The following is a 17,519-nucleotide window of genomic DNA, read 5'->3' as shown; positions in this document are numbered from 1 at the left end:
CTCCCTTACTCGTATAGCCATGCGCGCACCAGGCCATAACGTTTCACCGCTCCTTTGGGTCCCGACCGGGTACTTCACCATGGCGCTGGCGTATGTGATGCTCACCAGCGTCACTGCCATCATGTTCAAGAATCTCGGCATGGACAACGGCCAGGCGGCGCAGTATTCGAGCATGCTGATCCTGGCGTACACGATCAAGCCGCTGTTCGCACCCATTGTGGAGATGTACCGCACCAAGAAGTTCTTCGTCCTCTGCGCGCAGGTACTGATCGGCGCGGGCTTTGCCGCCATCGCACTGGCAATGTCCATGCCGGGCTACATGGCGGTGCTGATGGTGCTGTTCTGGGCCCTGTCCTTCGTCGGCGCCACGCAGGACATCGCCTGCGATGGTGTGTATGTGACCTCGCTGGACCGGCGCGCGCAGTCAGTCTACTGCGGCATCCAGAGCCTGTCGTGGAATATCGGGCCGATCGTGGCCTCGGGTGGCCTGGTCTACCTGAGCGGCAAGCTGCACACGCAGGTGTTCCACCACGACCCCGCGCGCTTCGGCCCCGAATGGATCGACGCCTGGCGCATCGTGTTCTTCATCGTCGCCGCGGTCACGCTGGCGATGGCGGTGTGGCACCTGCGCGTGATGCCGGATGGCGCCAAAGCCGAGAACACGCCGACCTCACTCGGCGGCGCCGCGCGCATCCTCGGCGATGCCTTCGTCACCTTCTTCCAGAAAAAGCATGTGTGGAAAATGGTGGCCTTCGCCTTCCTGTTCCGCCTCAGCATCGGCTTCCTGGAAAAGATCGGTCCCTTCTTCATGGTCGATCCGCGCGAGCGCGGCGGCCTGGGACTCTCCAACGAGCTGCTGGGGATCATCTACGGCACCTACGGGCTTGCCGCCGTGCTGCTCGGGTCCCTGCTCGGTGGCCTGTTCGTGGCCAAGCGGGGCCTCAAGCCGACGCTGTTTATCCTGTGCTGCGCGGTGAATATCCCCAACGTGACCTTCCTCGTCATGAGCATCTTCCAGCCCACGAGCCTCTTCTGGATCGGCGCGGGCGTGGTGGTCGAGAAGTTCTTCTTCGGGTACGGCGCGGTGGGCTTCATGATCTATCTGATGCAGCAGCTCGCACCGGGCAAGTACGCCACCACGCACTACGCCTTCGGCACGGGCCTCATGGGCCTGTGCGGCATGCTCACGGGCGTGGTGAGCGGGCACCTGGAGCAGTGGATGGGCTATATCCACTACTTCGGCTTCGTGATGGTCGCGACCATCCCCTCCTTCATCGTCTGCTGGTTCGCACCCTTCCCGCATCCCGAAGGTACGCCGGACAGCGAGCCCGATCTCACGCTCCCACCCGAGCGCGCAGAGCTTCGATGAACACGCGCGTCTTCTGCGGGCGGTAGCGCAAGTCGGGGAAGACCGCGTGGATGCCGCCGCCCGGCAGCTTCCATTCCGGCAGCACGCGCACCAGGCGTTTCGCCTTCACGTCCGCCACGCACGCAAAGTCCGGCAACACCGCGAGGCCGCCGCCGGCCAGCGCGGCCAGCCGTACCGCGTGCGCGGTCGTGGCGCTCAAAGGCGTTTCGAAGTGGATGGTGCGCTGGGTAGCGTCCCGGCGGAAGGTCCAGGTGTCCGGCTGCGGCAGCACGGCCAGCGCCACCAGCGGGAGCGCGCGCAGGTCCTCAGGTTCGGCCGGGCGGTGGCGGCGCAGGAACTCCGGCGCGGCCACCAGCCATTCGCTAAAGCTGCCGATCTTCACCGCGCGGTGACCTGAATCGGCCAGCCGCCCTACGCGGATCGCGACGTCGATGTTCTCGGCGATCAGGTCCTGCACATGATCCGCCGTCAACAGCTCGATGCGCAGAGCGGGATAACGCTTGCGCAGCTCCACTGCCACCGGTGCCACGATGGAGGCGCCGTAATCGATCGGCGCGGTCACGCGCAGGGTGCCGCGCGGCTCGGCAGTGTTGAGGGCTGCGGCTTCCAGTGCGGCCTGGGTGTCGGAAACGATGCGGCGGCACGCTTCGTAGAACGTCTCCCCTGCCTCCGTCAGCGCGAGGCGCCGCGTGGTGCGCACCAGCAGGGCGGCGCCGACTTCCGCTTCCAGCTTCTGCATGTGGGCGCTGACCACGGTCTTGGCGATCCCCAAGCGATTGGCGGCGGCGGTGAGCGTACCGGCTTCCACCACGTGGACGAAGATGACCAGGCGGTTGAGGTTCAGGGTCGAGACATCCGGCATTGTCCTATCCAGGCTGACAGTGATTGCACGATTATCCGTCTTATCAGCACCGCATGCACGCGATATCGTTCTTCCATCGCATCCCCACAACGAAAGGAAGACATCATGAAAATAGCACTGATCGGCGCAACCGGCTTTGTCGGCTCGGCACTGCGCGAGGAAGCGCTGGGCCGTGGCCACGAGCTCGTCGCCATCGCCCGCCGCCTCGACGGCTTGCCTGCGGACCCGCGGCTGGCGGCCAGACCGGTGGACCTGACCAACGTCGCCGCCCTCACCTCCGCGCTGCGCGGCGTGGATGTGGCCCTGGTGGCCGTGCGCTACGACGGTACCGACATGGAGCGCGTGCTGAGTGCGGTGCGCGAAGCACGGGTGCCGCGCACCCTCTTCATCGGTGGCGCGGGCAGTCTGCGTAACCCGGCAGGCGTGGACCTGGTCGATACGCCGGACTTCCCGGCGCTGTACAAAGCCGAGGCCACGGCGGCCCGCGCCTTCCTGCAGCGCCTGCGCGGCGAAACAACGCTGGACTGGAGCTATCTGTCGCCGTCCGCCGCCCTGCTGCCCGGCCCGCGCACCGGCCAATTCCGCCTCGGCGCGGACGATGTACTGATCGACGCTGAGGGCAAAAGCCACATCAGCGTGGCCGACCTGGCCGTCGCCGCACTGGACGAAATCGCCCTACCCACGCACATCCGCCGCCGCTTCACCGCCGGCTATTGATCGAGGAGACCGCCATGCCGACCAGCTACCGCACTGTGGACGTCAACGGAGCCAGCATCTTCTACCGCGAGGCGGGCGATGCGGCCCTTCCGACGATCCTGCTGCTGCACGGATTCCCGTCTTCCTCGCATATGTACCGCGACCTGATTCCGCTGCTGGCGGAGCGCTACCACGCGGTGGCGCCGGACTATCCGGGCAGCGGCTACAGCGAGGCCGCTGCCGGAATGCCTGCCACCTTCGATGCGCTGGCCGACGTCGTCGCGGGCTTCGTCGAGGCCATCGGCCTGCGGCGGTATGCGCTCTACCTGCAAGACTTCGGTGGACCGGTCGGCATGCGGCTCGCGCTGCGCCACCCGGAACGGGTGAGCGGCCTGGTGGTGCAGAACGCAAATGCTTATGAAGAAGGACTCTCGGACATCCTGCGCCACAACATCGCGCAGCTAAAACCCGGTGCGCGCACGGACGCCGACGCGCAACCGTTGCTGGACATGATTCTGAACCCGGACGGAGTGCGCTTCATGTACGAAACCGGCGCGCGCGACCCGCAGCACCTGAACCCGGACGCATGGGCCCACGATCTGGCCCGCCTGGACGTCGGCGACAACCGCCGCATCCAGGAAGGCCTGCTGCGGGACTACCACAGCAACGTGGCGCTCTACCCGGCGTGGCAGGCGTGGCTGCGCGCTGCGCAGGTGCCCGCGCTGGTCGCGTGGGGCCGGGGCGACCCGCTGTTCGTGGAAGCCGGCGCCCGCGCATGGCAGCGCGACCTGCCGCGCGCCGAGCTGCACCTGCTCGACACCGGCCACTTCGCACTGGAAGAAGACGCGCCGCGCATCGCGCAGTTGGTCCTGCACTTCCTGGACCGGCTGGAGCGGGAAGTCGCCTAGAGCCGCAGGCGGCGGTACTGCTGGAGGAACGCCTCCGCCTGCGTCTTCGTCAGCACGGTAACCGGGTCGCCGTGCCAGACGTAGAGATAGGGCTCGCCGCCGAGGCGGTCCGTCATTTTGGCCTGCACGAGGAAACAGGTGCCCTCGGGGTAGTCGAGCACCAGCTGGCGCCCGCAGGACACCTTCATCGTCGGAGGGAAGCCCTGCCCCGACATCGGGCGGAGGACCAGCAGGCCGCTGCGCGGGTCGCGCAGCGACTGCACGGCGACCTCGCGGTAGACGCTCATATCGCGCGCCATCAGGCGGGTGCTCCCACGGCCGGGACGCGGCGCACGTGCGCCTCGCGGATCGGCAGATTGACCAGCGCCGCCGCCAGGGCGAGGGCGATATCGATGTACCACATGCTCTGATAGTTCCCGAACCGCTCGAACGCCAGCCCGCCCAGCCACGCGCCGAGGAAGCCGCCGATTTGGTGCGACAGCAGCGTGAGGCCGAACAGCGTTGCCAAGTAGCGCGTACCAAACAGCTTGCCGACCAGGCCCGCCGTCGGCGGCACGGTCGCCAGCCAGGTGAAGCCAAGGCCTGCGGCGAAAATGTAGAAGGTCATGGCGGTCTTGGGCGCCATCAGGTACAGCACGATGAGCAGCGCGCGGCTGGCGTACATCACGGCCAGCACGGACTTCATGCGGTAGCGGTTGCACAGCCAGCCGGTGATCAGCGAGCCGGCGATGTTGAAGAGGCCCACGATGCTGAGTGCCATCGCGGAGACGCTGGCGGGCAGACCGCACAGCCCCACCTCGCCCGGCAAGTGCGTGACGAGGAAGGCGATGTGGAAGCCGCAGGTGAAGAAGCCCGCGTGCAGGCAAAGATAGCTCGGGTCGCGCAGCGCCTGCCGGACTTGCTCACCAAGTCCTGGCGACGGCACGGCTGCCGCAGGTGCCGCAACTGCAGCGGCGGAAGGACGCACTGCCGAAGCGGCACCGGTGGAGGACGACGCGCCCGGTGCTGCAACGGGGGAAGAGGCCGACCCGGCAACCGCAACCGGCGACGGCGCGGTAGCAGCGACCCGCCGGCGCAGCGGCGCGGCCAGCGGAAGCGTGAGCAGCGTGGTCACCGCCATCGTGAGCATCGCAACCACCCAGCCCCATCTGCTGATCAGCGCCTGCAGCAAATTTGCAAACACGAACTGGCCCGCCGAGCCGCCCGCGTTGATGAAGCCCGCCGCAAAGGCGCGCTTCTCCGGCGGCAGGCGCTGAGCGGTGCCGCCGATCAGGATCGAAAAGCTCCCGGCACCCGCGCCGCCAGCCGCCAGCACGCCGAGCGTCATCGCCAGCCCGAACTCGGACTTCATGAAAGGCGTGAGCACCATGCCGAGGAACAGCAGCACGCCGCCGAACACCAGCACGCGCGCCGAGCCGTATTTGTCCGCAATGGCGCCGAACACCGGCTGCGTGGCGCCCCACATGAACTGGCCGATCGCCATCGCAAAGCTGATCGAGGCGATGCCAAGACCCGTGCTGGTGTTCAGCGGCGACACAAACAGGCCCAGTGTCTGGCGCGCCCCCATGGTGATCATCAGGATCGCGGCCGCGCACAGCATCAGCAGCCATACGGTGCGCGGTGAGGTGTCAGTCGTTGCTTGCATGGCTCATGTCCTCGGTGACGTGGGAGTTCAAAAGTTGAAAGACGGCGTCGAGCTGGGCGTGCAGGGCCTGCACGTTCTCAAAGCCGAGAATCTGTTCGATGGCATCCTGCGCGCCGCGCCAGGCGCGCCTGGCCTCGCGGACCTTGTCGCGCCCGGAGTCGGTGATCGTGACCAGGCGCTGGCGCGCATCACGGCCCGGCTCCAGCGTGACCCAGCCGGCGTCGATCAGCGGCTTGAGGTTGCGCGTGAGCGTGGTGCGCTCGGTGGCCAGCACCGCCGCCAGCTCGGCCACGGGGCGCGGCCCGGCGGCGATATTCTTGAGCAGCGAATACTGCGTGGTCTTCAGGCCCACACGCGCCATGTGCTGGTCGTAGAAGCGCGAAGTAGTGCGCGCCAGCTTGCGCAGGCGGAAGCAGGTGCACGGGCTGGGTGGCTGATCGGTGCTCATCGCTGGAATAGGTGCATATACACGTGAATGAACGGCGATTATAGCCATGTTTACAAAAATCCGCTGGCCGCGGCACTGGCCCTGAGGGTGCTGAGCATGTACAGTATGGCTATCCACGTCCGCCAAGGAGACCCCGCGCCAATGCCCCACGACCTTCCTCTCGTCACCACCCTCGCCACCTCGCTCGGCCTCGCGCTGGTGCTGGGCTTTATCGCCACGCGCCTCAAACTCCCGGCCCTCGTTGGGTATCTGCTCGCTGGTATCCTGATCGGTCCCTTCACGCCCGGGCTGCACGCGGACGCGAAGCTGGCTGGGGAGCTGGCGGAGATCGGCGTGATGCTGCTGATGTTCGGCGTGGGCCTGCATTTCTCGCTGGATGACCTGATGGAGGTGCGCAAGGTCGCCCTGCCCGGTGCCTTATTACAGATGCTGGCCTCGGCCACCTCGGGCGCTTGCCTGGCGCTGTGGTGGGGCTGGCCAACGGGCAGCGCGATCGTGTTCGGGCTCTCGATGTCGATCGCCTCGACGGTGGTGCTGCTCAAGGCGCTGGAGTCGCGCGATGCGCTGGAGTCGATGAACGGGAAGATCTCGGTCGGCTGGCTGGTGGTGCAGGATCTGGTGACGGTCCTCGTGCTGGTGCTGCTGCCGCCGCTGTCCGGAGCACTCGGCGGCAAGGAAGCGGCGGGCGGCGACGGCAGCCTGTGGGTGCCGATCCTGATCACGCTGGCCAAGGTGGCGGCGTTCGTGGCGTTCATGCTCATCGTCGGGCGGCGGCTGTTCCCCAAAATGCTCTGGTATATGGCACGCAGCGGCACGCGCGAGCTGTTTACCCTGTGCGTGATTGCGGCGGCGGTGTCGATCGCTTACATGTCCTCGGCGCTGTTCGGCGTGTCGTTCGCGCTGGGCGCGTTCTTCGCGGGGATCGTGATGCGCGAGTCGGAGTTCAGCCACCGCGCGGCCGAGGAATCGCTGCCGCTGCGGGAAGCATTCGCGGTGCTGTTCTTCGTCTCGGTCGGCATGCTGTTCGATCCGCATGTGCTGATCCAGGAGCCGCTCAAGGTGCTGGCGGTGACCGTGGTGATTGTGCTCGTGAACCCGCTGGCGGCGGCGTTGATCGTTCTGCTGTTCCGCTATCCGCTCAATACGGCGCTGATGGTGATGGCGGGGCTGGCGCAGATCGGCGAATTCTCGTTCATTCTCGTGGGCCTCGGGATCGACCTGGGTCTGCTCACGCCGGAGTCGCGTAACCTGATTCTCGCGGGCTCGATGATTTCGATCGCGCTGAACTCCTTCATGTTCCGCGCCATGCTGCCGCTGCGGGACTGGCTGCAGTCCAAGCGCGCCTTGCGGGCGGTGTTCGAGCAGACCGACGATCCGCTGGCCACGTTGCCGATGACGACCGAGTCGCACTATCTCTCAGGACAGGTGGTGCTGGTCGGGTATGGGCGCGTGGGGCAGCGCATTGCCGATGCGCTGGAAAAGCGCAAGATTCCATTCGTGGTGGCGGAACAGCGGCGCGAGATGGTGGAGCGCTTGCGGGCGCGCGGCATTGCGGCGGTGGCGGGCGATGCGGCCGATCCGGCGGTGCTGATCCAGGCCCACGTGGCGCGCGCGGCGATGCTGGTGATCGCGACGCCGGATGCGTTCAACGTGCGGCAGATGATCGACACCGCCCGCCTGCTCAATCCCGGGATCGAGACGGTCCTGCGCACCCACAGCGAAGACGAAGCGCAGCTGCTGGCCGATGACGCGGGCGCCGCGGTGTTCTACGGTGAAGAAGAACTCGCCCGCGGCATGGCGCGGCACGTGCTGGACCGCTTCGGCACCGCGCTTTGACGCCCTGCAGCCGCGCTTAAAGCGGCGCCTGGCGCGTCCTGTTCCTACGGGCGGCCGCCCGTGTCCATCGGCGGACGGCGTACCGTTCGGCCGTCGGCTCAGTTCTTTTCGGCCTTGGCGCGGGCGACCATCCCGTCGAGAACCGCAGGCATCACTTTCATGACTGCCTGCTCGTCGGCGATGCGGTTCACGTCGCCGACCCGCGCCGGTTCGGTCACGTATTTGCCATCGACGACGATGGTGGGCGCGGAGCCGACCTTGTAGCGATCGATCAGGCGGTTCAGGGTACGCAGGCGGGTGACCACGGCGAACGAATTCCAGGTGTCCCTGAACGCGGCGGCATCGATGCCGTTCTTGCCGACCCAGTCGAAGATCACGTCTTCATCCCGGTCCAGGCGGATGTGCTGCTTGTGGATAGCGTCGAAGACCTTCTGCGCCATCGCCTCGGACTTGCCCATCGCTTCCAGCGTCACGAACAAATGGGCCCCGGGGTCCGTCGGCCCCGAGAACGGGAAGTGCAAGCGGCGCAGCACGATATTGTCACCCTGCTTTTTGGCCCACGCTTCCAGCTCCGGCTCTAAATTGGCGCAGTGCGGGCAGCGGTACATGAAGAACTCCAGCACCTCGACCTGCTTGCCGCTGGCCTGCACGGGCTGCGGCTGCGCGAGCGCGATGTAGTCGGTGCCGAGCTTAGGGTCGGCAGGTGAAGCGCTGGCTGTGGACACCATCAGCGCCGCGGCAGCGGCGGCGGCATGGAATGCAAGGCGCAGGGAACGCATGGAGCTCCTTCCAGAACGGTCGAGCTGCCAAGATTAACATGCACCCGCCTGCAGGCCCAGCCCCTCCCCTCGCAGCCAGCGCCGCCGGGGCGGGCCCCTCGGTCAGCGCGGCGATGCTGCAGCCTATCGCCACGCCGCACGAGGCCACGCGACGGGTTGGACTACTTCGGCACGTCGATCTGATTTGCATCATTCCTGTTACCTTCCCGAGCGGGAACTTCTGCAGCGCCTGCCGGTCGAACCCGCTTTGTCCAGTGAAGCCCAGCGCGCTGCCGAAGGCGTACACTGGATTCAGCTATCCGCACGAAGAAGAACACCATGGCTGCCAGAAAGAAGAGCGAGGAGGAAACGACAACGCCCTCGTCTCAGCCCGCAGCAGATGTCGATACCATTGAAAAACGAAGGGCCCGTCGAGTCGCGGCACTACGGCAGATTGCCGGGATCTGGGCTCACCGCACAGATATCCCTGCGGATGGCGTCGAGTACCAGCGCGAGCTGAGAGACAGATGGCGCCGGTAGTTTTCGACACCAATATCCTGATCGACGTCTTGAAGGGCTACGAACAGGCGCTAGCCGAACTCGCGCACTGGGATGAGCGATACATGAGCGCCATGACGTGGATGGAGGTGCTCGCGGGGACCGATTCAGCGCAGGAAGATCGCTTTAGCGAAATTTTGAAGGCAGTCGATATCGCGGTCGTACCCATCACTGAATCCATCATGAACAACGCCGCGCGCCTCTGTGCGGTAGGGCATCGGCGAGGTCCCGAAATACATTTGCCCGACGCGATCATCAAGGCGACGGCCGCGCAATGAGGCGCCACCATCATTACTCGGAATACGAAGGATTTCTAAGGCCCTCACGTGCGGGTGCCGTACGAGCTTCACATCGTCTCGACGGTTCATGTCATTAACGTACGACCGTTTGAAGACGACCGGCAATCTTAGCCCGCGCAGCGCGCAGACGCGGAGCAGCGCTATGCCGCGCGGATCAGGAGAGCGACGGCTTCGGCGGCGATGCCTTCTTCACGGCCCAGCCAGCCGAGCTTTTCGTTGGTCTTGGCCTTGATGTTGACCTGCTGCGGCGAGACGCCAATGTCCTCTGCGATGCGCGACACCATCTGCGGGATGTGCGGGGCCATCTTGGGCTGCTGGGCGATGATGGTCGCGTCTACATTCCCGATGGTATAGCCGGTGGCCACCACGCGCGATGCCACCTCGCGCAGCAAGGTCCGCGAATCGGCGCCCGCAAACATCGGGTCCGTATCCGGGAAGTGCTTGCCGATGTCGCCCAGCGCCGCCGCGCCCAGGAGCGCATCGATGATCGCATGCAGCAGCGCGTCCGCGTCCGAGTGCCCTTGCAGCCCGGTCTTGTGCGGAATGGTCACGCCGCCGAGGATCAGCTTGCGCCCCTCGACCAGCGCGTGGCAGTCATAACCCATCCCGATGCGGAATGGTGGAGTGGGATTGTAGGAAGCCAGTGCCATAGTGTCTCAGTTCGATGTCGGGTCGGTGGCGGCCAGGTACATCTCGGCGATCCGGATGTCGTCGGGCAGCGTCACCTTCAGGTTACGGGGGTGTCCTTCCACCAGCTTGGGCGCAAAGCCCATGGCCTCGACCGCGCTGGCATCGTCGGTGACGGCAGCGGGGTCGCGTGCGCCGGCCAGCGCGTCGCGCAGCAGCCGGTAGCGAAACATTTGCGGGGTCTGGGCCAGCCACAGACCGTCGCGCGGGACGGTGCTCACGCTACCCTCGGCACCGCGCAGCTTGACGGTGTCGACTACCTTCAGCGCGAGCAGGCCGCCGGCCGGATCGTCGCCCACGGCATCGATCAGCCGCTCGATCAATCCAGCGGTCAGCCCAGGCCGCGCGGCATCGTGCACCAGCACGTGGTCATCATCGCGCAGCGTGTCGCGCAGCGCCTGCAGGCCATTGAGGATGGATTCCATGCGCGTCGCGCCACCGCAGCGCAGCACGGTGACGCCGCCGCTTGGGACCACTGAGTCGATCAGGGGATCGTCCGCACTGACCACCACATAAGTGTGCGCAATCCGGTCGCTCGACAGGAAGGCCTCCACGGTGTGCCGCAGCATCGGCTTGCCGGCGATCGGCAGGTATTGCTTGGGCCCGTCCGCACGCATCCGCGCGCCCACGCCGGCGGCGGGGATCAGTGCAACATAGCGAGGCGTGCTTCGGGTCATGGCGTACTTCGGTGAGCTTTGAGAATCGACTGTACCTCACCTTTGCAAATCCTGCTCAGGCGAGCATATTCCGCAGGGCTATCGATCGCAGCCTGCCGCGCTTCGACCTTCCCCAGTTCGGATTTTATATAAGGGATCCAGCGCGCGTCGATTTCGCGTCCCAGCAGTGCGTTCGATTGTCCACGTGGCGCGTACAAAGGCTGACTGCGGAAGCGCTGCTCCAGCGCTGAGCGAACGGTGCGCTCCACCACCGCCATGTGATCGAGGTAGGAACGCACATGGCGCAGCTCGTGCTGCAGGATCTGGTTGTAGGCGCAGGTGCCGGGGCCGAATTCCCGGCCGACATAGACCGTGATGGGCACGTAGGACAGCTCGACGTTGATTTGCGGCGTCATGCACTCGTAGGCTGCGGCGCGGTCTTCCAGGATGCTGCCGCTGGTACGGATGGCAGCGTGCGACTCGGCCCGCGTCAGGCCCAGCACCCAGGCGCGGCGTGCGGTGCGGCCTTTCATCTGCGTCAGCGCGCGGTAGGACACGCTGTTGTCGATGCTGTAGCCGGGCGTGCTGGAGGTCAGTTGCACGGAGGTCTTGCGCAACGTGTCTTCGCAGCGGGCCTGGAAGGGCGTGCGCTGCGCCTGGGCGAGCGCCGGAGCGCCCAGCAAGACACCGGACAGCAGCAGCGCCACGCGCATGGTCAGCGCGGCGGCTCCCACTGCCCCGCCACGATCTTCTCCAGCCAGAAGCTGCCGATGATGGTCTTGACGTCCGTGATCTGGCCGGTGCGGACCAGGTCCAGCAGCTCCGGCACCGTCACGGTGAAGCATTCGAGGAACTCGCCCTCATCGAGCTTGGCCTCGCCTGCGGTCAGCCCGCGCGCCAGGTACAGCTCCAGGTGCTCGTCCGAATACGCAATCGCATTGTGGATGGTGCAGACGAATTGCCAGTCGGTGGCCGTGTACCCGGTCTCCTCCTTCAGCTCCCGCTTGGCGCATTCGAGCCAGTCCTCGCCCGGATCGATTTTCCCGGCCGGGAATTCAATGAACTCCTGCGCGTTCGGATAGCGGAACTGGCGCTCCATCAGCACGCGGCCATCGTCAAGGAGGGGAATGATGACGACAGCACCCGGATGGCGAATGAATTCGCGGTGGGTCTGCTTGCCGTCGGGGAGTTGAATCAGGTCGCGTTCGACCTTGAGGAATTTGCCGTCGTAGGCGACTTCACCGCTGATACGGGTCTCTGTCAGACGGGTTGCTTTTTGCTGCATGGTGGCTCCGGTCAGGGCACCACGCAGGCAACGGCGACGACAGCGTGGTGCGTGTCAGTGGCGGTGCTTGCGCAGGTAGCGCAGCACAAAGCCGGGAAACGCGAGTACGAGGAACAGGCAGGCCGTGATCGGGTAGAACATATTGGCCGACGTCTGCGGGAACACGTCCCCCAGCTGGCCTTCGAGCACACGGGCGAGCCCGCCGACGACGAAGTATAGAACAACCAGCTCGGCCAGGCGCGCCCAGAACGGCTTGGGGCGCGGCTCAGCGGAGCCGGGCGCGGGCTTCAGGGGAATGAAGCCGAATACGCCCTCGGTGAAGAACGGCAGGTTGGCAGCCGCGATGGCCACCGCGATCACCAACCAGGCCGCGACATTGGTGTCCAAATCAGGATGCCAGCGTCAGTTTCATCGCGTGCAGGCACGCGTCCAGCATCGCCGCCGGGAACATGCCCGCAGCCACCACGAAGATGCCGTTCAGGGTCAGCGCCAGGCGCATGTCGAACGGTGCGGCGATGACGGCGGTATCCGCCGGCTCGTCGAACCACATGGTCTTCACGATGCGCAGGTAGTAGTAGGCGCCGATCAGCGAGAACATCACCGCGACCACGGACAGCCAGATTTGGCCCTGTGCCACGACGGCCTGCAGCACCGCGAACTTGGCCGCGAAGCCGACCATCGGCGGCACGCCGGCCAGGGAGAACATCAGCACCGTCATCACGGTCGCGTACCACGGCGAACGCTTGGCCAGGCCGCGGAAGTCGGAGATCTGCTCCGCTTCGAAGCCCGAACGCGCCAGCAGCATCACCAGGCCGAAGGTGCCGAGGGTGGTCAGCACGTAGGTGATGGAGTAGTACATCGCCGAGCTGTAGGCCGAGGCGGTGTTGCTGGTGTCGACACCGGTGGCGGTGCCCGACACACCGGCCAGCAGGCCGATGATGATGAAGCCCATCTGCGCGATGGTGGAGTAAGCCAGCATGCGCTTGATGTTGGTCTGCGCGATCGCGGTCAGGTTACCGATGGCCAGCGACAGCACGGCCAGCACCATCAGCATCTGCTGCCATTCGATGGCCAGCGGGAGCAGGCCTTCCACCAGCAGGCGCACGCAGATGGCGAAGGTCGCCAGCTTGGGCGCACCGCCCAGCAGCAGGGTCACCGCGGTCGGCGAGCCTTGGTACACGTCCGGCACCCACATGTGGAACGGCACGGCGCCCAGCTTGAACGCCAGGCCGGCGACGATGAACACGATGCCGAACACCAGGATGGTCGGCTTGATGGTGCCCGATGCGGCCACCTTGGCGATCTGGGTGATCTCCAGGGTGCCGGTGGCGCCGTACAGCATCGAGATGCCATACAGGAGCATGCCGGAGGCCAGGGCGCCGAGGACGAAGTACTTCATCGACGCTTCGGTGGACACGGCGTGATCGCGGCGCAGGGCCACCAGCGCGTACAGCGACAGCGACATCAGCTCCAGGCCGAGGTAGACGGACAGCATGCTGTTCCCCGAGATCATGACCATCTGGCCGAGCATCGAGAACAGCGCGAGCACGTAGAACTCGCCACCGAGGTGGGTGTTGGTCATCTGGCGGTCGCCCACGTACTGGCGCGAGTACACCAGGGTGAAGCCGACGGCCAGGTAGGTGAACAGCTTGAGCAGGTTCGACATCGGGTCCGACACGAACATGTTCGAGAACGTGTAGGTGGTGGCACCGGTGTTGAAGTCGGCCCAGGTGAACAGCGCGCAGCCGACGAGCGTCAGCAGCGAGAGCACGTAGGTCACGTTGCGCTTCGCGTCCGCCAGGAACATGTCGATCAGCAGGATCGCGGAGGCCGCGACCGTCAGGAAGATCTCGGCGTACAGCGGGACGAGGTTGGTGGTATTCATCGTTATCTAGCTCTTATTGTGGCAGCTTGCTGACGGAGACATGCTGCAGCAGGTCCGCCACGGAGGTTTGCATCGTATCGGTGAACGGCGCCGGGTAGAGGCCCATGTACAGCGAGGCCAGGGCCAGCACGCCCAGGATGAAGAACTCGCGGCCATTCAGGTCGGTCAGTTCCTTCACGTGCGGGTTGGTGATGGCGCCGAAGACGACGCGCTTGACCATCCACAGCGAATAGGCGGCGCCGAGGATCAGCGCGGTCGCAGCCAGGATGCCGGTGACGAAGTTGAACTGCACCGCGCCCAGGATCACCATGAACTCACCGACGAAGCCGGAGGTCGCCGGCAGGCCGCAGTTGGCCATCGAGAAGAACACCACGAAGGCGGCAAAGCGCGGCATCACGTTGATCACGCCACCGTAGTCGGCGATCTGGCGCGAGTGCATGCGGTCGTACAGCACGCCGATGCAGAGGAACATCGCGCCCGACACGAAGCCGTGGGAGATCATCTGCACGATACCGCCCTGGGTACCGATCGTGTTGAACATGAAGAAGCCCAGCGTGACGAAGCCCATGTGCGCGATCGACGAATAGGCGACCAGCTTTTTCATGTCTTTCTGGACCAGGGCCACCAGGCCGATGTAGATCACGGCGATCAGCGACAGCACAATCACGAAGCCGGCCAGCGAGTGCGACGCGTCCGGGGTGATCGGCAGCGAGAATCGCAGGAAGCCATACGCGCCCAGCTTCAGCATGATCGCGGCCAGCACGGCGGAACCACCGGTCGGCGCTTCCACGTGCACGTCCGGCAGCCAGGTGTGGACCGGGAACATCGGCACCTTGACCGCGAAGGCGGCGAAGAAGGCGATGAAGATCAGCGTCTGTTCCTTCATCGTCAGCGGCAGCTGGTGCCACGACAGGATGTCGAAGGTGCCCGACACGTTGTACAGGTAGATGATGGCGACCAGCGTCAGCAGCGAACCCAGGAACGTGTAGAGGAAGAACTTGAAGGAGGCGTAGATGCGGTTGTCGCCGCCCCAGATACCGATGATCAGGTACATCGGGATCAGGGTCGCTTCAAAGAAGAAGTAGAACAGCAGGCCGTCCATCGCGGTGAACACCCCGATCATGAGACCGGACAGGATCAGGAAGGCGCCCATGTACTGCGCCACGCGTTCCTGGATCACTTCCCACGCCGCGATCACCACGATGATGGTGATGAAGGCCGTCAGCGGCACGAACCACAGCGACAGGCCGTCGATGCCGAGCGAGTAGAAGATGTTGAAGCGCTCGATCCACGGTGCCTTCTCGGCGAACTGCATGCCGTGGGCGGCCTTGTCGAACTGGGTGATGAGCGGGATCGTCGGCAGCAGGCTGACGATGGAGCCGACCAGCGACAGCACGCGCACCAGGCCACGGTTGGAATCGCGGCCTACGGCCAGCACGATGGCGCCGAACAGGATCGGCAGCCAGATCGCGAGGCTGAGGTAGTGAGTTTGATTGAGTGTTGACTGCATCATGGTTGTCAATCTTTTTGCGTGGTCGGGTTATTGCCAGAACGGGAAGTACTTCACCAGGAAGTACAGCACGCCCAGGATCATCACGAATGCGTAGTGGTAGATATAGCCGGACTGCAGCAGGCGGGTGAGCGAGGAGAACCAGCCCACCAGCTTGGCCGAACCATTGACCACCAGCCCGTCGATCAGGCCACGGTCGCCGACCGTCCACAGGCCGCCGCCCAGCAGGCGCGCACCGCCCGCGAACACGGTCTGGTTGAACTTGTCCATGTAGTACTTGTTGTCCAGCAGGGTGTGGATCGGACGCAGCTTGTCGTAGAACCACTGCGGCACCGCGCGGTTGACCATGTAGCAGTAGTAGGCTGCGGCGACACCGGCCAGCGCGAGCCAGAACGGCGCGCTGGTGAAGGCGTGCATGCCCATCGCGCCGGCGCTGTGGAACTCGTGTGCCAGTTCTTCCATCGCCGGGTGGTGTTCGCTGAAGAAGATCACGCCCTTGAAGAAGTCACCGTACAGCATGTACTGGATGCCGAAGTAGCCGATGAAGATCGACGGAATCGCCAGCATCACCAGCGGGAACCAGACCACGAACGGCGACTCGTGCGGCTTCTGGCCCGGGGCCAGGCCGTGGTGGTGCTCATCGTGGCCGTGGTCGTCATGGACGTCTTCTTCGTTGTGCGCGTCCGAATCATGCCCCTCGCTGTGGTGGTGCGGCTGGCCGAAACGCTCTTCGCCATGGAACACCAGGAAATACATGCGGAAGGAGTAGAACGCGGTCACGAACACGCCCGCCAGCACCGCGAAGTGGGCGAAGCCGGCACCCGGCAGGTGCGACAGCGAGACCGCCTCGATGATCGAATCCTTGGAGTAGAAGCCCGAGAAGAACGGGGTACCGATCAGCGCCAGGGAACCGATCAGGGAGGTGATCCAGGTGATCTTCATGTACTTCCACAGGCCGCCCATGTTGCGGATGTCCTGGTCGTGGTGCATGCCGATGATGACCGAGCCGGCGCCAAGGAACAGCAGCGCCTTGAAGAACGCGTGGGTCATCAGGTGGAACACGGCCACCGAGTAGGCCGAGGCGCCCAGCGCCACGGTCATGTAGCCCAGCTGCGACAGGGTCGAATACGCGACCACGCGCTTGATGTCGTTCTGGATGATGCCCAGGAAGCCCATGAACAGCGCGGTGATCGCGCCGATGATCATGACGAAGGACAGCGCCACGTCCGACAGCTCGAACAGGGGCGACATGCGCGACACCATGAAGATACCGGCGGTGACCATGGTCGCTGCGTGGATCAGTGCGGAGATCGGGGTCGGGCCTTCCATCGAATCCGGCAGCCAGACGTGCAGCGGGAACTGGGCCGATTTACCCATCGCGCCGATGAACAGGCAGATGCAGGCCGCGGTCAGCAGCATCCAGTCGGTGCCCGGCACGGTCAAGGTGGCCAGGTGCTCGCGCTGGGCGAACACCTCCTGGTAGTTCATCGAACCCGAGTAGGCCAGCAGCAGGCCGATACCGAGGATAAAGCCGAAGTCGCCGACGCGGTTCACCAGGAACGCCTTCATGTTCGCGAAGATCGCGGTCGGGCGGGTGTACCAGAAGCCGATCAGCAGGTAGGAGACCAGGCCCACCGCTTCCCAGCCGAAGAACAGCTGCAGGAAGTTATTGGCCATGACCAGCATCAGCATCGAGAACGTGAACAGCGAAATGTAGGAGAAGAAGCGGTTGTAGCCTTCGTCCTCCGCCATGTAGCCGATGGTGTAGATGTGAACCATCAGGGACACGAAGGTCACCACGCACATCATCATCGCCGTGAGCGAATCGACCTGGAAGCCGACTTCCAGCTTCAGGCCATTCACGGTCATCCAGTTGTAGATGGTGCCGTTGAAGGTGGCGCCGTGCATCACGTCCATCAGGACGCTGGCCGAGATGAGGAAGGCGACCAGCACGCCCAGGATGGTGGCTGCGGTGGAGACGCCGCGGCCAATCACATTACCGAAGAACCGGGTGCCGAACAGGCCCGCGATCGCGGAGCCCGCGAGGGGAGCCAGCGGTACCGCGAGCAAAAGATGAGGGTTAAGAGATCCCGCCATTGTTGAACCTTAGTCGTTTT

The 17,519-nt window shown here is 65.0% G+C and carries 18 protein-coding genes; 5 read left to right on the top strand and 13 right to left on the bottom strand.

The window, feature by feature from the left end:
• Positions 1–19 precede the first annotated feature (19 nt).
• Positions 20–1,369 carry an MFS transporter gene (locus E4L96_RS09205; protein WP_135206917.1) on the top strand — a complete coding sequence of 450 codons (1,350 nt, stop codon included), beginning with the start codon at positions 20–22 and terminating at the stop codon, positions 1,367–1,369.
• Here the strand turns inward: E4L96_RS09205 and E4L96_RS09200 are convergent.
• A complete protein-coding gene (locus E4L96_RS09200) occupies positions 1,335–2,231 on the bottom strand; it encodes a LysR family transcriptional regulator (protein ID WP_135206916.1) in 897 nt (298 codons plus the stop codon). The two genes, E4L96_RS09205 and E4L96_RS09200, sit on opposite strands and share 35 nt — an antisense overlap.
• 105 nt (positions 2,232–2,336) lie before the next feature.
• Here E4L96_RS09200 and E4L96_RS09195 point away from each other — a divergent pair, with 105 nt between their 5' ends.
• Together E4L96_RS09195 and E4L96_RS09190 are read left to right on the top strand one after the other, a co-directional pair.
• Entirely contained in the window at positions 2,337–2,948 is a 612-nt protein-coding gene (locus E4L96_RS09195; protein WP_135206915.1) for an NAD(P)-dependent oxidoreductase, read from the top strand.
• A 14-nt stretch (positions 2,949–2,962) separates the two neighbouring features.
• Positions 2,963–3,835 carry an alpha/beta fold hydrolase gene (locus E4L96_RS09190; RefSeq protein ID WP_135206914.1) on the top strand — a complete coding sequence of 291 codons (873 nt, stop codon included), beginning with the start codon at positions 2,963–2,965 and terminating at the stop codon, positions 3,833–3,835.
• Here the strand turns inward: E4L96_RS09190 and E4L96_RS09185 are convergent.
• Genes E4L96_RS09185 through E4L96_RS09175 form a run of 3 tightly spaced genes read right to left on the bottom strand, consistent with a single transcriptional unit; the run spans position 3,832 to position 5,928 of the window.
• Positions 3,832–4,122 carry a hypothetical protein gene (locus tag E4L96_RS09185; RefSeq protein ID WP_229414340.1) on the bottom strand — a complete coding sequence of 97 codons (291 nt, stop codon included), beginning with the start codon at positions 4,120–4,122 and terminating at the stop codon, positions 3,832–3,834. The genes E4L96_RS09190 and E4L96_RS09185 overlap by 4 nt on opposite strands.
• Positions 4,123–4,133: 11 nt before the next feature.
• Entirely contained in the window at positions 4,134–5,480 is a 1,347-nt protein-coding gene (locus E4L96_RS09180; protein WP_229414338.1) for an MFS transporter, read from the bottom strand.
• On the bottom strand, positions 5,464–5,928 hold the full coding sequence (locus E4L96_RS09175; RefSeq protein ID WP_229414336.1) for a MarR family winged helix-turn-helix transcriptional regulator: 465 nt from the start codon (positions 5,926–5,928) through the stop codon (positions 5,464–5,466). The genes E4L96_RS09180 and E4L96_RS09175 overlap by 17 nt, the downstream gene beginning before the upstream one ends.
• Before the next feature lie 141 nt (positions 5,929–6,069).
• Here E4L96_RS09175 and E4L96_RS09170 point away from each other — a divergent pair, with 141 nt between their 5' ends.
• The gene (locus tag E4L96_RS09170; RefSeq protein WP_135206912.1) at positions 6,070–7,764 is read left to right on the top strand and encodes a cation:proton antiporter; all 1,695 of its coding nucleotides are present in this window, start codon (positions 6,070–6,072) and stop codon (positions 7,762–7,764) included.
• 98 nt (positions 7,765–7,862) lie between these two features.
• Here the strand turns inward: E4L96_RS09170 and E4L96_RS09165 are convergent, their stop codons facing one another.
• Positions 7,863–8,543: a thiol:disulfide interchange protein DsbA/DsbL gene (locus E4L96_RS09165; RefSeq protein WP_135206911.1), complete on the bottom strand. Its 681-nt coding sequence runs from the start codon at positions 8,541–8,543 to the stop codon at positions 7,863–7,865.
• A 506-nt stretch (positions 8,544–9,049) separates the two neighbouring features.
• On the opposite strand from E4L96_RS09165, the gene E4L96_RS09160 reads away from it, so the two are divergent.
• Complete coding sequence (locus E4L96_RS09160) at positions 9,050–9,358, top strand: PIN domain-containing protein (protein ID WP_135206910.1); 309 nt, start codon at positions 9,050–9,052, stop codon at positions 9,356–9,358.
• Positions 9,359–9,519: 161 nt separating this feature from the next.
• On the opposite strand, the gene ispF is transcribed toward E4L96_RS09160, so the two are convergent.
• The 8 genes from ispF to nuoL are packed head-to-tail and all read right to left on the bottom strand — an operon-like array spanning position 9,520 to position 17,499.
• The gene (ispF, locus tag E4L96_RS09155) at positions 9,520–10,029 is read right to left on the bottom strand and encodes a 2-C-methyl-D-erythritol 2,4-cyclodiphosphate synthase (protein WP_135206909.1); all 510 of its coding nucleotides are present in this window, start codon (positions 10,027–10,029) and stop codon (positions 9,520–9,522) included.
• Positions 10,030–10,035: 6 nt separating this feature from the next.
• A complete protein-coding gene (gene ispD / locus E4L96_RS09150) occupies positions 10,036–10,743 on the bottom strand; it encodes a 2-C-methyl-D-erythritol 4-phosphate cytidylyltransferase (RefSeq protein ID WP_135206908.1) in 708 nt (235 codons plus the stop codon).
• Positions 10,740–11,456, bottom strand: coding sequence for a hypothetical protein (locus E4L96_RS09145; protein WP_229414335.1), 717 nt, complete (start codon positions 11,454–11,456; stop codon positions 10,740–10,742). The genes ispD and E4L96_RS09145 overlap by 4 nt, the downstream gene beginning before the upstream one ends.
• Positions 11,438–12,007: an NUDIX domain-containing protein gene (locus E4L96_RS09140; protein ID WP_135206907.1), complete on the bottom strand. Its 570-nt coding sequence runs from the start codon at positions 12,005–12,007 to the stop codon at positions 11,438–11,440. The genes E4L96_RS09145 and E4L96_RS09140 overlap by 19 nt, the downstream gene beginning before the upstream one ends.
• Before the next feature lie 54 nt (positions 12,008–12,061).
• On the bottom strand, positions 12,062–12,394 hold the full coding sequence (locus E4L96_RS09135) for a DUF2818 family protein (protein ID WP_135206906.1): 333 nt from the start codon (positions 12,392–12,394) through the stop codon (positions 12,062–12,064).
• Between the two features lies 1 nt (position 12,395).
• Positions 12,396–13,892 carry an NADH-quinone oxidoreductase subunit NuoN gene (nuoN, locus tag E4L96_RS09130; RefSeq protein ID WP_135206905.1) on the bottom strand — a complete coding sequence of 499 codons (1,497 nt, stop codon included), beginning with the start codon at positions 13,890–13,892 and terminating at the stop codon, positions 12,396–12,398.
• Between the two features lie 13 nt (positions 13,893–13,905).
• Complete coding sequence (locus E4L96_RS09125) at positions 13,906–15,405, bottom strand: NADH-quinone oxidoreductase subunit M (RefSeq protein ID WP_135206904.1); 1,500 nt, start codon at positions 15,403–15,405, stop codon at positions 13,906–13,908.
• Positions 15,406–15,432: 27 nt separating this feature from the next.
• Positions 15,433–17,499: an NADH-quinone oxidoreductase subunit L gene (gene nuoL / locus E4L96_RS09120; RefSeq protein ID WP_135206903.1), complete on the bottom strand. Its 2,067-nt coding sequence runs from the start codon at positions 17,497–17,499 to the stop codon at positions 15,433–15,435.
• Positions 17,500–17,519 lie beyond the last annotated feature (20 nt).

It is taken from the genome of Zemynaea arenosa (assembly GCF_004614185.1).
Lineage (GTDB): Bacteria > Pseudomonadota > Gammaproteobacteria > Burkholderiales > Burkholderiaceae_D > Telluria > Telluria arenosa.
Note: the sequence above shows the minus strand (reverse complement) of the source record. Positions and strands in the feature narration are given on the sequence as shown.